At 72.3% G+C, this 13,189-nt stretch carries 9 protein-coding genes and 2 pseudogenes; 6 read left to right on the top strand and 5 right to left on the bottom strand.

Features of this window, described 5'->3' with window-relative positions:
- Both DBR36_RS02920 and DBR36_RS02915 read right to left on the bottom strand, forming a co-directional pair.
- Window positions 1-269: pseudogene (locus DBR36_RS02920) on the bottom strand (pilus assembly protein TadB); the annotation flags it as partial.
- Window positions 266-1,249 carry a TadA family conjugal transfer-associated ATPase gene (locus DBR36_RS02915; protein ID WP_108317487.1) on the bottom strand — a complete coding sequence of 328 codons (984 nt, stop codon included), beginning with the start codon at window positions 1,247-1,249 and terminating at the stop codon, window positions 266-268. The pseudogene DBR36_RS02920 and the gene DBR36_RS02915, both read right to left, overlap by 4 nt.
- A gap of 413 nt (window positions 1,250-1,662) precedes the next feature.
- Here DBR36_RS02915 and acs point away from each other — a divergent pair, with 413 nt between their 5' ends.
- The gene (gene acs, locus DBR36_RS02910) at window positions 1,663-3,630 is read left to right on the top strand and encodes an acetate--CoA ligase (protein ID WP_108317486.1); all 1,968 of its coding nucleotides are present in this window, start codon (window positions 1,663-1,665) and stop codon (window positions 3,628-3,630) included.
- A gap of 67 nt (window positions 3,631-3,697) precedes the next feature.
- On the opposite strand, the gene DBR36_RS02905 is transcribed toward acs, so the two are convergent.
- Window positions 3,698-4,414, bottom strand: coding sequence for a phosphatase PAP2 family protein (locus tag DBR36_RS02905; protein ID WP_108317485.1), 717 nt, complete (start codon window positions 4,412-4,414; stop codon window positions 3,698-3,700).
- 160 nt (window positions 4,415-4,574) lie between these two features.
- On the opposite strand from DBR36_RS02905, the gene DBR36_RS18025 reads away from it, so the two are divergent.
- From DBR36_RS18025 to DBR36_RS18225, 5 genes are read left to right on the top strand one after another with little or no spacing between them, the layout of a single operon-like run.
- On the top strand, window positions 4,575-5,993 hold the full coding sequence (locus DBR36_RS18025) for a hypothetical protein (protein ID WP_108317484.1): 1,419 nt from the start codon (window positions 4,575-4,577) through the stop codon (window positions 5,991-5,993).
- The gene (locus DBR36_RS02895) at window positions 5,990-7,486 is read left to right on the top strand and encodes a lipopolysaccharide biosynthesis protein (RefSeq protein ID WP_219927607.1); all 1,497 of its coding nucleotides are present in this window, start codon (window positions 5,990-5,992) and stop codon (window positions 7,484-7,486) included. Before DBR36_RS18025 ends, DBR36_RS02895 begins: the two co-directional genes overlap by 4 nt.
- Window positions 7,483-8,787: a polysaccharide pyruvyl transferase family protein gene (locus DBR36_RS02890; RefSeq protein WP_108317483.1), complete on the top strand. Its 1,305-nt coding sequence runs from the start codon at window positions 7,483-7,485 to the stop codon at window positions 8,785-8,787. Before DBR36_RS02895 ends, DBR36_RS02890 begins: the two co-directional genes overlap by 4 nt.
- The gene (locus DBR36_RS02885) at window positions 8,765-9,853 is read left to right on the top strand and encodes an acyltransferase family protein (protein ID WP_181373450.1); all 1,089 of its coding nucleotides are present in this window, start codon (window positions 8,765-8,767) and stop codon (window positions 9,851-9,853) included. The genes DBR36_RS02890 and DBR36_RS02885 overlap by 23 nt, the downstream gene beginning before the upstream one ends.
- Window positions 9,850-10,860 (top strand): acyltransferase family protein, encoded by a 1,011-nt coding sequence (locus DBR36_RS18225; RefSeq protein ID WP_108317481.1) that lies wholly within the window; start codon window positions 9,850-9,852, stop codon window positions 10,858-10,860. The genes DBR36_RS02885 and DBR36_RS18225 overlap by 4 nt, the downstream gene beginning before the upstream one ends.
- A gap of 20 nt (window positions 10,861-10,880) precedes the next feature.
- Here the strand turns inward: DBR36_RS18225 and DBR36_RS18220 are convergent.
- Window positions 10,881-11,783, bottom strand: a pseudogene (locus DBR36_RS18220) (glycosyltransferase family 4 protein); the annotation flags it as partial.
- A gap of 1,214 nt (window positions 11,784-12,997) precedes the next feature.
- Window positions 12,998-13,189 (bottom strand): hypothetical protein (locus DBR36_RS17505; RefSeq protein WP_219927606.1); only part of this gene is annotated, 192 nt, incomplete at its 5' end.

Here is a 13,189-nt window from a genome sequence, read left to right as displayed (position 1 = left end):
ACCGTGCGCAGGGTGTCGGCGAGCGGCGCTCCGGTCTCGACGGCCACGGTCCAGATCGCGGCGACGTCCCTCCAGGCCGCGCCCGCCGCGCGGAGCGGGACGCCGACGTCCCCTCCGCGTCCGGCCGCCTCGGCCGCCGCGCGCAGGGTCTCGTCCCCCGTCTCGGCAAGGTGTGCCCAGGCCGTGGGCGCCGACGCCCCGGCCGAGAGCAGCACGGCCAGACGCAGGACCGTCTCGAGGGGGTCCGCTCCCACCTGTCGGCGCGTCACGACCACTCCCGGGGCTCGATACGCAGGCGGCCGTCCTGAACCACCGGACGCCCCCAACCCACCACCCGTCGACGGCCGTGTACGCGCTCCACGTGCACGATCGCGTCGATGGCGGACGCGCACTGCCGGGCCGTGGTCGCCGGGTCCATGCCCGCCAGGGCGCCCAGCGCCTCGAGTCGCGGCGCGACGTCGACCAGGCTCCGCGCGTGCAGCGTTCCGGCTCCTCCGTCGTGGCCGGTGTTGAGCGCCGCGAGCAACTCACGCACCTCGGGGCCGCGGCATTCGCCCACGACGAGGCGGTCGGGGCGCATGCGCAGCGCTTCGCGCACGAGCCGGGCGAGACTGACGCCACCGGCGCCCTCGAGGTTGGGCTGACGGGCCTCGAGGGCGACGTGGTGCGGGTGGCGCGGCCGGAGCTCGCACACCTCTTCTATGGTGACGATCCGTTCGTCGGCGGGTACCGCCGACAGCAGCGCCGTCAACAGGGTCGTCTTGCCGGCCCCGGTGGCCCCCGAGACGAGCACGTTCTCGCGGCGCTCGACGAGCGACTCGAGTCGCCGGCGCGCCGAAGCCGACAGCATGCCCGAACGCTCGAGCGCCACGAGGTCGAGGGCGTGGCGCCGCGGGATGCGCACCGAGATGCTCGTGCCGCGCACCGCGACGGGCGCCAGCACGGCGTGCACCCGGACGCCGTGGTCGAGACGGACGTCGACGCAGGGAGAGGCGTCGTCGAGGTGGCGCCCGCCGCGGGCGATGAGCCGCACGGCGAGGCGACGCACCTCGGCTTCGTCGGCGCTCCATGACGGCACGCGCTCGAGCCCCGCTCCCCGATCCACGAAGAGGCCGTCCTCGCCGTTGACCAGCAGGTCGGTGATGCGCGGGTCGTCCAGGAACGGCCGCAGGAAGCTCAGCGCCGCGTCGTCGTCGCCGGTGGGCGACGCGCTCGCGGCGGGGAGTCGCGGAGGGAGCGGGGAGGACATGCCCCGACGCTAGAGACGACGGGGCAGACCGCGCGGGACTCACGGTCGCTTCCGGGGAGAGAATCCCCGTGGACCCGGCTGGGGAGGAGGAGGCGGACCGCGATCCACCCCGGAAAGAAGAAGGGGCGGCATCCCTACAGTGGGGGGCGAGGGATGCCGCCACGCGCCGGAGAAAAATTGGGGGGCTCTCTCCGGCGCGAATGCCGAAAGCGATGTTCGGGCGATGAACAGACTACGCGGGGGGAGCGACCGAACCCAACTCATCGAACATATTCATCGCGATATATCACCTGTTTCCCACCCGGCGGATGCCAACTATCGGAGGTGGCCCCTGTCGGAGGCGGTCGCTAGCGTGACCGAGTGGAGACGCCGTGCACCGTCGCGGGCGTCCAGGAACGCGAAGGAGCGCCGCGATGAGCAGCCAGATCGACCACCTCCTCACCGAGACCCGCCGGTTCGCCCCGTCGGCCGCTTTCGCCGGCAACGCCGTCGCCGATCGCAGCCTGTACGAGCGCGCGGCCGCCGACCGCGAGGGCTTCTGGGCCGACCAGGCCCGGGAACTGCACTGGCACACACCGTTCACCACGGTGCTGGACTGGTCCAACCCGCCCTTCGCCGAGTGGTTCGCGGACGGCGAGCTGAACGTCGCCTACAACTGCCTCGACCGCCACGTCGAGGCCGGCAACGGCGATCGCATCGCCCTGCGGTGGGAGGGCGAGCCGGGCGACCAGCGCAACGTGACTTATGCCGAGCTGACCGACGAGGTCAAGCGCCTCGCCAACGTGCTGACCGACCTCGGCGTCGAGAAGGGCGACCGCGTCGCCCTGTACCTGCCCATGATCCCCGAGGCAATCGCCTCGATGCTCGCGGTCGCGCGCATCGGCGCGGTGCACTCGGTCGTGTTCGGCGGCTTCTCGGCCGACAGCCTGCGCGCGCGGATCGACGACGCCGGAGCCAAGGTCGTCATCACCGCCGATGGCGGATGGCGCAAGGGCAAGGTCTCGCTGCTGAAGCCCGCGGTCGACCAGGCTCTCGCGGACCGCAACGGCTCCGGCATCCAGGAGACCGTCGAACACGTCCTCGTCCTCAAGCGCGGCGAGAACGACGTCGAGTGGACCGACGACCGCGACATCTGGTGGCACGACGTCGTGCCGCAGGCCTCGGCGGATCACGAGGCGCAGGCGTTCCCCGCCGAGACGCCGCTGTTCATCCTGTACACCTCGGGCACGACCGGAAAGCCCAAGGGCATCCTGCACACCTCGGGCGGTTACCTGACGCAGGCGGCGTTCACCAACCGCGTCGTGCACGACGTGCACCCCGAGACCGACGTCTACTGGTGCACCGCCGACATCGGCTGGATCACCGGTCACTCGTACGTGACATACGGCCCGCTCGCCAACGGTGTGACGCAGCTGCTTTACGAGGGGACCCCCGACACCCCGCACCCCGGCCGCTGGTGGGAGCTCATCCAGAACCACGGCGTGACCGTCTTCTACACGGCCCCCACCGCGATCCGCTCGTTCATGAAGATCGGTCGCGACGTGCCGCAGAGCTTCGACCTGTCGTCGCTGCGCCTGCTCGGCTCGGTGGGCGAGCCCATCAACCCCGAGGCCTGGGTCTGGTACCGCGAGATCATCGGCGCGGACGAGACCCCGATCGTCGACACGTGGTGGCAGACCGAGACCGGGGCGATCATGATCTCGGCCCTGCCGGGCGTCACCGAGACCAAGCCCGGCTCGGCCCAGGTGCCCGTGCCCGGGATCTCGATCGCCGTCGTCGACGACAGCGGCGAGCCGGTCGGCAACGGTTCCGGCGGGCTGCTGGTGGTGACCGAGCCGTGGCCGAGCATGCTGCGCGGCATCTGGGGCGACCCGGACCGCTACCGCGAGACCTACTGGGAGAAGTTCGCCGACAAGGGCTACTACTTCGCCGGTGACGGCGCCCGCCTCGACGACGACGGCGACGTCTGGCTGCTGGGCCGCGTCGACGACGTCATGAACGTCTCGGGCCACCGCCTGTCGACGGCCGAGATCGAGTCGGCCCTGGTCGGCCATGAGGGCGTCGCCGAGGCCGCGGTCGTGGGCGCGTCCGACGAGACGACCGGACAAGCGGTCGTGGCCTTCGTGATCATCAAGAGCCGCTACCTGAAGCAGAACCCCGTCGAGGGTCTGGGCGACGAACTGCGGCGGTGGGTGGGCGAGCAGATCGGTCCGATCGCGCGTCCCCGCGACGTCTACATCGTCGGCGAGCTGCCCAAGACCCGCTCGGGCAAGATCATGCGCCGGCTCCTGCGCGACGTCGCCGAGGGCCGCGAGGTCGGCGACACCACGACCCTCGCCGACACGGCCGTGATGAGCGTCATCAGCGCCCAGGTGAAGTGAGGACGGCAAGGGATGCCGAGACTCCCGGCATCCCTCCCCTCCCCCGTCTTCGTCGCGGGAGCCGGTGTCAGACCCCGATCCGCCCGCGGCGAAGGACCGAGCGCGTCTCGAGACGCGCGATGAGCATCGCCCCTCCGGCACGGACGGCCGGGAAGACGCCGGCGACCCAGATGACGGATGCCACGACGTCGCCCGCGTAGTGCACGCCGATGACGACGACCGACACCGACATCGCGGCCACGAGCAGCACGCCGCCCGCGACGGCGACGAGGCGCCATCGTGTGGCCCACAGCACGACGACCAGGGCGAGGGCGAACGATGCCGTGAACGCGACGTGGCCGCTCGGGAACGACGCGTCGGTCACCGATCCGATCACGGGGGCGACCGCGTGGGCGAGCCCCGGGCGCGGGCGGTCGACGACCAGCTTGGCCGCCTCGGCGGAACCCCACGTCACCGCCACCGTGCCGAGGAACAGCAGCGCGGTCCGCCATCGACGGGTCCCGAGGCCCACGCAGACGGTCGCGACGAGCATGATGCCCGCGGCCGGCAGCGGTTTGAGCGCCCGGTAAAAGCCCTCGGCGATCGGGGCGATGCCCGAACCGTGCAGGTGGTGCACCGCTCGCGACAGAGCGAGATCGATGGGCACGGCGCGCAGGACGAAGCCCAGGACGATGAGGGCGACGACGGTGGCGACGGCGGTCACGACCGCCGCCCGCAGGCGGGTCGGCGGGGCCGACAGCGGGTCGGTCCGGATCGCGGGCGCCGCCGCCTCTGAGGTGGTCATGCAGGCATGATCCTCCCGCGCACTTCTGAATCAGCCGAACGCCGCCGTGCCCACCGGCCCGCCTCCGCAGCGTCACGGGCAGGAAACGTGACGGACACCGGCGCTCGCTAGCGTGTGCTCAGCACATCCACGGGGCGGGGGCGGGGATCGGATGAGCAGGATGGCAGGGCACCTCATCGCGAGGGCACGACCGGCGGGCGCGTGGCGCCCGTGGCTGCTCGGCGCGCTCGCGACGGTCTTCGTGCTCGGCGGCACCGCGGCCGCGATCCGCGCGATCGACGAACCGAGCCTGGCCATCGCCGCGCTCATCCCCGCGCTGACCGTGTTCGCCATCGCGCTGTTCACGGTCCCCGTGCACTGGTTGCCCTCGCTCGCGATGGCGATCCTCGCGCTGTTCCCCACGCGACTCATCCCCGCCGAAGGACCCTTCAACGCCGTGCCGCCCCTGGCGATGATCATGGGCGTCTGGGTGGTCCGACGCCTGCTCGCACCCGGGGGGCGCGGGACGCTCCCGGCCGAGAAGCGCTCGGCGCTCGCGGCGCGGTACGCGGTGTACGCCACGGGCCTGCTCTTCGCGGTGTGGCTGGTCTGCTCGACCGCGCTCAACGGCTGGGACGAGACGTCGATCGGCTGGTCGGTGGCATTCGTCACCAGCGTGCTCGTGCCGCTGCTGGTCGTCGACGCGCGTCGCGAAGCCCACCTTCTGCGCGAGACGCTCCTCGTGGTCGGCGCCCTGTCGGGCCTGTACATCCTGGGTGAATCGATCCTGCGCTTCTCGCCGCTGTACGGCACCGCGTCGGGGGATCTCGTCTTCTCGGTCTACCGCGCGCGCGGGGCGTTCTCGCACCCGCTGTTCGCGGCCGCGTTCCTCACCGTCCCGGCCCTGCTCGGCCTCGGCACCTGGCTCACGCAGGGGCGCCGCTGGCCGCTGGTGGCCGGACTGATCGCCGCCGCCGGCGTCATGGGGACGGTGTCGCGCGGCCCGCTCGCCGCCGTCGCCGTCGCGGTGGGGCTCGGCATCCTGATCAGTCCGTTCTTCATCGGATGGGCGCACGCGAAGAGGTGGATGCAGCTGGTGGTCGTCGCGGCCGTCGGCGGCGTGGGCGCCCTGAACTTCGGGCCGCTCGTCGAGCGGGCCGACTCGATCGAATCGCGCATCTCGGCCGACGTGCGCGACCGCGCCGTCGACGTCGCCTTCCGCGCGTCCGATCTGTCGGGGTGGATCGGCACCGGGCCGGGGACCTCGGGCGAGACGAGTCGTCTGTTCGACACGATCATCATCGAGAACAGCATGCTGCAGCTGCTGATCAGCGTCGGCATCCCGGGACTGCTCTTCTTCCTCGCCTTCGCCGCGGCACTGGCCTGGCGCGCCACGATCACCGGCAACCTCGGCGCCCTGCTCGCCCTCGTCGCCTACCTCGTGGCCATCACCGGCTTCAACACCCTCGACGCGGTGCGCAGCATGCACGTCATCATCGGCGTCCTGGCCCTGCTCGCCGTGCACGGTGGCGAGCGCGCCGCGGTGCCGTTCGCCCCGACCGCCGCACGCACCGACCTGCGGGAACGGATCCCGGCGTGAGTGCGCCGCCGCGGAGCCTCGGGCGCACCGCCTCGCGCGGCGCCGCGACGACGATGGGCGCGCAGGGCGTCCGCATCGTCGTGCAGGTCACCGGCATCGTGCTGCTGGCCCGACTGCTCTCGCCCAGTGATTACGGTGTGACGGCGATGGTGCTGGCGATCGTGGGCGTCGGCGAGATCGTGCGCGACTTCGGCTTGTCCAGCGCCGCGATCCAGGCGAAGACCCTCTCGCACGGTCAGCGCTCGACGCTGTTCTGGATCAACGTGGGCATCGGGGCGCTGCTGAGCATCGCGTGCGCCGCCCTGGCGGTGCCGATCTCGGCGCTGTACGCCGACCCGCGCCTGGTGGCCGTGGCGATCGCCCTGGCACCCACCTTCCTGCTGAACGGCTTCTCGACGCAGTTCCGGGCGCACCTGAACCGCGACTTCCGGTTCGTGTCGCTGTCGTCCGTCGAGATCGGCGCGCAGATCACCGGTCTCGGCGTCGCGCTGGTGCTGGCCACCTGGGGGTGGGGGTACTGGGCGCTCGTGGTCCAGCAGGTCCTGCCGGTGCTGCTGATGGCGTTCGCGCTGCCCCTGGTGGCGGGCTGGTGGCCGGGGCTGCCCTCGCGCACCGAGTCCGTCCGCGGGCTGGTGTCGTTCGGAGGGCACCTGGTGGCATCCCAGGTCCTCGTCTACGCCAGTCGCAACATCGACTCCGTCATGATCGGCCGCCTGTTCGGACCGGCCTCGCTCGGTTTCTACAACCGCGCCTTCCAACTGATGGTGCTGCCGCTCAACCAGATCAACGCGCCCGCGTCGCGCGTCGCCCTGCCGACCCTCTCGCGGCTGCAGGACGATCCCGAACGGTACGCGCGCTTCCTCGCGGTGGGTCAGATCGTGCTGCTGAACATCGTCGCCGGGGTGCTGGCGTTCAGCGTCGCCCAGGCGCCCGCCCTCGTCGCCGTGGCGCTGGGCCCGCGGTGGGAACCGACCGTGCACCTGTTCCAGATCCTCGCGATCGCCGGGTTCTTCCAGGCGGCGGCCTACGCGACGTACTGGGTGTCGCTCTCGCTGGGGCTGACCAAGCGCTTCTTCTGGTACACGATCTCGACGCGGCCCGTGGTGATCGGCCTGATCGTCGCAGGATCCCTGTGGGGCGTCGAGGGCGTCGCGTGGGCGTACACGATCGGCAACGTGCTGGTCTGGCCCATCGGCATCGTGTGGATGACGCGCGGCACCTTCTTGCGCGGCGCTCCCCTGTTCTGGGCGGGCGCGCGCACCGTCGCCGTCTACGGCGTGGCCGCCGGGCTCTCGGCCGCGGTCACGGCGCTCTGGCCCGGCCTCGACGACATCGCCGATCTGGTGGTGGGGGCGATCGTCCTCGTCGCCGCCCTGGCCCTGACCACGGTCGTGCTGCCGGCCTATCGCCGCGACGTCCGCACGATCCTCGCGCTGCGCCAGCACCTGCGCCGGGCGCGGGGCACCCGCAACGCCGGAGAGGACACCCCGTGAAACTCGGATCGATCCGGCGGCGCCTGCGCCGCCTGCCCCGTCAGGTGCTCGACCGCAGCGGGCTGCCGACCCGGCGTTTCGCCGCGCTGCTGCGTTCGTCGGCGGGCCGACCCGGCGAGCGCGGTCACGTGCTCATCGCCCCGCCGGGCGCCGGCAACATCGGCGACCAGGCGATGGTGGAAGCCTTCGTCGCCGCGGCTGACCGCCCCGTGACGATCGTCACCCGCAACGACGACGATCTGGTGCTGCCCCCCGACCTCGTCGGGCGGGCGCGCATCGTCGCCCTCCCCCACCTCCTCTACGGCGACGACCACGGTCACCGCGGCGACGTGCGCGCCCTGGGCGCACTCCTCGGCGACGCGGCGACGGTGTCGATCATCGGCGCCGACATCATGGACGGCGTGTACTCGCTGCGCCCCTCGGTGCGCCGGTCGACGATCGCCGCGGTCGCGGCCGAGAGGGGCTTCGACACCTCGATCATCGGGTTCAGCTGGAACGGAGCCGCACCGCGACCGGCCCGCGACGCCCTGCGTCGCGCGGGGACCGCCGGGGCCCGCCTGCTGCTGCGCGACCCCGCCTCGGCGGCGCGGGTGCGCGACCTCGGCATCCCCGGTGTTGTCGAGACCGCCGACATCGTGTTCACCGACGACCGCCGCGCCGACCGCCTCCCCGCCGCGCTCGAGGGCCTCGAACCTCCGTACGCGCTCGTCAACGCCAGCGGACTGATCGCGCGCACCGTCGACCAGGGCGTGGAGTACGGCCCGGTCCTCGCTGAACTGCGGGCGCGCGGCATCCACGTCGTCCTTCTTCCGCACGTGCTGCGGCGCACCGCGGACGACCTGGCCGCCTGCCGGGGCGTCCTCGACGCGGTGCGGCGCGACGGGTGGGAGGACGGGGTGACGCTGGTGGAGACGATGCTCGGGCCGAGTGAAATCCGCCGTCTCGCCGCGTCGGCGTCGGTCGTGGTGACCGGGCGGATGCACCTGGCGGTGATGTCGCTGGCGCAGGGGGTGCCGGCGGTCACACTCGCCTCGCAGGGCAAGGTCGAGGGGCTCATGCGCCTGTTCGACTGGCCCGAACTGTGCGTGTCACCGCGCACGGGCATGGGGACCGGCATCCGCGATGTCGTGGTCTCGGCACTCGACGCTCACGACGCCGTCGATCGCGTGCGTCGCGGGGCGGACCGGGCGCGCGCACTCGCGCGCGCGAACACCGAACGCATCGGCGCGGGGGGCCGCGAGGATGCCGAGCGTTCGGACCGATTCTGGGGGGAACGGAATGGAACACACTCGACGGGCTAGCCTGTGGCTGCGCGACGACGTCGGCCGGCGGGACTGGATGGACGTGGTCAAAGGCGTGGCGATCATCATGATCGTCGCGTATCACGTGTCGCTCTTCTTGAACTCGCTGGGGATGGATGCCGCGGGCGTCGGCCGCGCGAGGATCGTGCTCGACCTGTTCCCGATGCCGGCGTTCTTCCTCATCTCGGGGTTGTTCCAGACGCGCATCCAGAGCTGGTCCTTCGCCGACCTGTGGAGGCGACGACTGCGGCAGTACCTCTACCTGTACGTGGTGTGGTCGCTGCTGCGGTTCGTGTTCTACCTGGTGGTGCCGAACGTGCGCGCGGACGGCGCGGGCACCGCGGCATCCGATCCGCTGGCGCTGCTGGGGATCCTGGTCTGGCCGATCAGCTCGTACTGGTTCATCTACGCGCTGTTCGTCTTCACGCTGGTGCTATGGGCGAGTCGGGTGCTGCCGGCGTGGGTCCTGGTCGCGGCGGCGCTGATCGCGTCGACGTTGATGTCGGCGGGGCTCATCGACACCGAGAACGTGGGGTGGAACCGCATGATCGAGTACTTCGTGTTCTTCGTCCTGGGGGCGACGTTCCAGCGACGCATCCACGCCGCGGTCGAGCGCACGACCCCGCTGGTCATCGTGGGGAGCATCGTGGCGTTCGCCGGGTTCGCGGCGTTCGCGACCTTCGTGCCCCGGGTCGCCGGCATCCCGGGGGTCGCCTTCATCGGTCAGGTGCTGGTGGTCGCCGCCGGGTTCACCCTCGCTACGCGGCTCGCCCGGGTGCGTCCGCTGGGGTGGCTGTCGTACATCGGGGTGCGCTCGCTCAACGTGTACCTGGTGCACATCTTCGTGATCGCCCTGCTGGCGATCGGCCTGTCGCACATCGCCGGGTGGCTCGACACCCTGCCCGGACGGGGTCTGCTCGTGATCGGCGCGATGACCGCGATCGTGACCGCCCTGTCCATCGTGATCACCCGCTACCTCACCCGGGTGTCGTGGTTGTTCGTCTATCCCTTCGGCCGTTCCGCGGGAGCGAGAACCGCCCGCGCGAACGCCCGGGAGTCGCGATGAGCGCCCCGCGGCTGCGGTGGCCCGACACCGCGCGCGGGGGCGCCATGATCCTCGTGGTGCTGGCCCACGCGCTGCAGCTGATGGGGGCTTACGGCTGGGACCTCGGCTGGCTCGCCACCGCCAACACCTTCCTCACCGCGATCCGGATGCCGCTGTTCTTCGTCATCTCGGGCATGCTCGCCGCGAGCGTCGTGCAGCGCCCCTGGGGCGAGGTGTGGTCGCGCCGCCTCTGGCTGCTGGTGTACGTCTACGTGCTGTGGTCGGCGGTCCGCGCGATCTGGTTCAGCTTCGTGCCCTGGCCGCTGGGCGACGTGCCGCCGTGGCTGGCGTTCCTGCTGCTGCCGGTGTGGCCGACGACGGGACTGTGGTTCCTGTTCGCCCTGATCGCCTACGTCGTGATCGCCCGGGCCACCCGCGCGTGGCCGACGTGGGCGGTGCTGGTCCCCGCGGCCGCGCTGTCGGTGGCGGCCGCGTACGACGTCGTGCCCACGGGCGGCAATCCGATCTGGCGCTCGATCGCGCTGTACCTGTTCTTCTTCGTGCTCGGGGTGCGCGCGACCACGCGGTGGAAGGGGCTGGCCGCCCGCACCCGCACCTGGTGGATCGTCCCGGCGCTGGTGATCGTGCCGGTCTCGTTCGCCCTCTTCACGATCGTGCCCTCGGCCGCCGCGGGCGTGGCCCGGGTCGCGCTCTCGGTGGTGTGCGTCGCGGCGTGCGTGGTCGTGGCCTCGGTGCTGGCGCGCTCGCGCGTGCTGTCAGCGCCGTTCGTCGCCGTGGGGCGCCGGACGCTCCCGGTGTACGTCCTTCACACGCTGCTCTTGGCCGCCGTGGTTCCGCTGATCCCCGTGGGGGCCGCTCCCGCGACGCTGATCGCGGCGGTGCTGTGCCTCGGGGCCGTGGCGGTGTGCCTGACCGTCGCAGTGCTGTTCGGTTCGGTCCCGGGCGTGTTCTCGCCGCCGAAACGGTCGCCGAGAGGGGCGAGCCAGATGGACTCCACGCGCGGGTAGACGGTCTCGGCCGCGAAGGTCTCGCGGAAGGACTCGTGGCCGTGCGCCGCCCGGCGCTCGCGATCGGCCTCGTCGCCCAGCGCGGCGGTGAGGGCGGCGACCAGCGCGTCCACGTCGCCCGGAGCGACCAGGTGCCCGCGTCCGCCGTCGAGGACGTCCGGGATGCCGCCGACCTCGGTCGAGACGACGCACACCCGACGAGCCAGCGCCTCGAGGATGAACATGGGCATGGCCTCGTCGCGAGAGGGCAGGACCGCGACGGCCGCGTTCTCGAGCAGCCCGAGCAGCTCGTCGTGCGGGACAGCGTCCAGGAAGACGGCCCCCGGCAGGGCGCGGTCGACGACGTCGGGCTCGCGGAGGGGCCCGGCTAGCAGCAGCGTCCAGTCGGGGAACATCGGGTGCACCCGGCGCCACGCGGCGTCGAGCACGTCGACGCCCTTGCGCCGCGACACCACTCCGCCGAACACGACGACGCGGTCGCGGGCCGTCGCGGGCCCCGACGGGACCGCGTTGGGGACGATGCTCACCCGCTCGTCGCCCACGGTGCGCGCGGCGATCGCCCGCGCGGACTCCGAGAGGGCGATCACGTGGGCGCAGGCGGACAGGACGTCGCGCACGCGTCGGGGGTGCCGCTCCTCGTAGACCTCGAACTCGCTGCCGTGCAGGTGGGCGATCACCGGGACGCCGAGCCGCGCGGCCAGTCGGGCCAGATGGCCCTCGCGCAGGAAGGATCCCCGCTCCGACAGGTGCGCCACGACGACCGCCGGATCCCCCGAGCGCGCGATCCGGCGCACGCGGCGCCGCGCGGCGAGGAACAGGCGCATCGCCGTCAGATGGTCGCCGGGGTTGCCGCGCGAGGCGATCACGTCGACGCGGCACCGCGCGAACGGCCACGCGAGATACGCGTTGACCACCTGCGTCATGCCCCCGGGGTGGTCCCCGTCGCGACCCAGGTGATGAACGGTCGGCAAATCGACCCCGGGACGGACGGCCGGCGACGTGCCCTCGCGGCGCAGCAGCGCGGCGAGCTCGGCGCGGACGACGTCGAGGCGCGCGCGGGCTCCGCTCAGCGCCGTCAGCGCCTCGTCGCGGCGCCCGGACAGGGCGACCAGACGGTCGCGGAGGGTGTCGGCATCCATCCCCGTGGTGTTGACGGCGATGTCGCGCAGACCGATCGTGTCGAAATGACGCGAGATCTTGTCGGCGTCGTCGAGCTGCAGACCGATCGGCATCGCGCCCTCGGTATAGGCGGCGATGATGACGTGCAGGCGGTCGCTCGCGGCGACGGCGGTACGGCGGTAGACGGCCCGCAGCCGCTCCTCCTGCGCGGCGTGGGCCCCCAGCGCGGGCCAGCCGACCACCTCGGCGTCAAGGTCGCGCGCCAGACGACGCGACCGCTCGTCGTCGACGCTCACCTGCGTGACGACGACCAGGCGGAGCCCGAGCTGCGCGGCCGCGCCGCGGACCGCGGCGATCCACGCGGGCTGCGGGTACGGCCGCGGGGCGACCTCGGTGTCGTCGCGCAGCGAGACGACGAACAGATCCCGGATGCCGGATCCCTCGGCCCGGGCGCTCTCGAGACCCTGCGCGTCGAGACCCTCGGAGAAGCCCAGGTCGGGCATGGCCGGCCCGAATCCGAGATAGGCCGCAGTGCGGTCGTCCCGCCACCGCGTGTAGGAGCTGAGGGCGTTCGAGGGCCACATCAGCGCGCGCGGCAGGGGTGCGAAATCGCGGGCGCCGGCACCGATGCGCGCGACCCGGCCCCCGCGCGCGCGCACGAGGGCCGCGGCGGGGAGCATCGCGAGGTGCTCCTTCATGCCGATGAGCGTCAGCTGCAGCTCTCCGGGCTTGTAGAGGCTGTCGGCCTCGCCGCGCGCGGCGTAGCCGACGAGCGCGCGGTACCAGGCGACGAACGAGCGGTAGACGACGTCCTCCGGCTGCAGCCCCAGCCCCTCGTCGTACCCCTCGGGCGAGTGCCCGACGTAGACGTGCAGACGACCGCTCTCGCGGGCCCAGTCCAGCAGCGGACGTCGCAGCAGGACGTCGCCGACGTTCTCGTACTGGCCCCGTCCGACGGCGAAGATCTCGCGGCGCGCGAGGTGCTCGACGGGCGGGAGGGGCGTGGTCTTCGGGGCGCTCATGCGGCTCGCTCACTCGAGAGGGTCAGGTCGTCGATGGTCGTCAGCGCCGCCGCGCGCTCGCAGATCTCGCGGGTCACGGCGGGGCCGGGCACGGCCGTGGCGATGCCGAGGGAGTTCACCAGGGCGGCGATCTGGTCCTGATGGTCGTCGACGTGCTCTCCGCGTGCGGCGTTGCGGATGGCCAGCAC

Source organism: Microbacterium sp. HMWF026, from assembly GCF_003061325.1.
Lineage (GTDB): Bacteria > Actinomycetota > Actinomycetes > Actinomycetales > Microbacteriaceae > Microbacterium > Microbacterium testaceum_E.
Note: the sequence above shows the minus strand (reverse complement) of the source record. Positions and strands in the feature narration are given on the sequence as shown.

Bases quoted from the DNA above. Each gene is read 5' to 3' on its own strand.
- DBR36_RS02905 (WP_108317485.1), bottom strand. From the start codon at position 4,414: ATGACCACCTCAGAGGCGGCGGCGCCCGCGATCCGGACCGACCCGCTG.
- acs (WP_108317486.1), top strand. From the start codon at position 1,663: ATGAGCAGCCAGATCGACCACCTCCTCACCGAGACCCGCCGGTTCGCC.
- DBR36_RS02885 (WP_181373450.1), top strand. From the start codon at position 8,765: ATGGAACACACTCGACGGGCTAGCCTGTGGCTGCGCGACGACGTCGGC.
- DBR36_RS18025 (WP_108317484.1), top strand. From the start codon at position 4,575: ATGGCAGGGCACCTCATCGCGAGGGCACGACCGGCGGGCGCGTGGCGC.
- DBR36_RS18225 (WP_108317481.1), top strand. From the start codon at position 9,850: ATGAGCGCCCCGCGGCTGCGGTGGCCCGACACCGCGCGCGGGGGCGCC.
- DBR36_RS02915 (WP_108317487.1), bottom strand. From the start codon at position 1,249: ATGTCCTCCCCGCTCCCTCCGCGACTCCCCGCCGCGAGCGCGTCGCCC.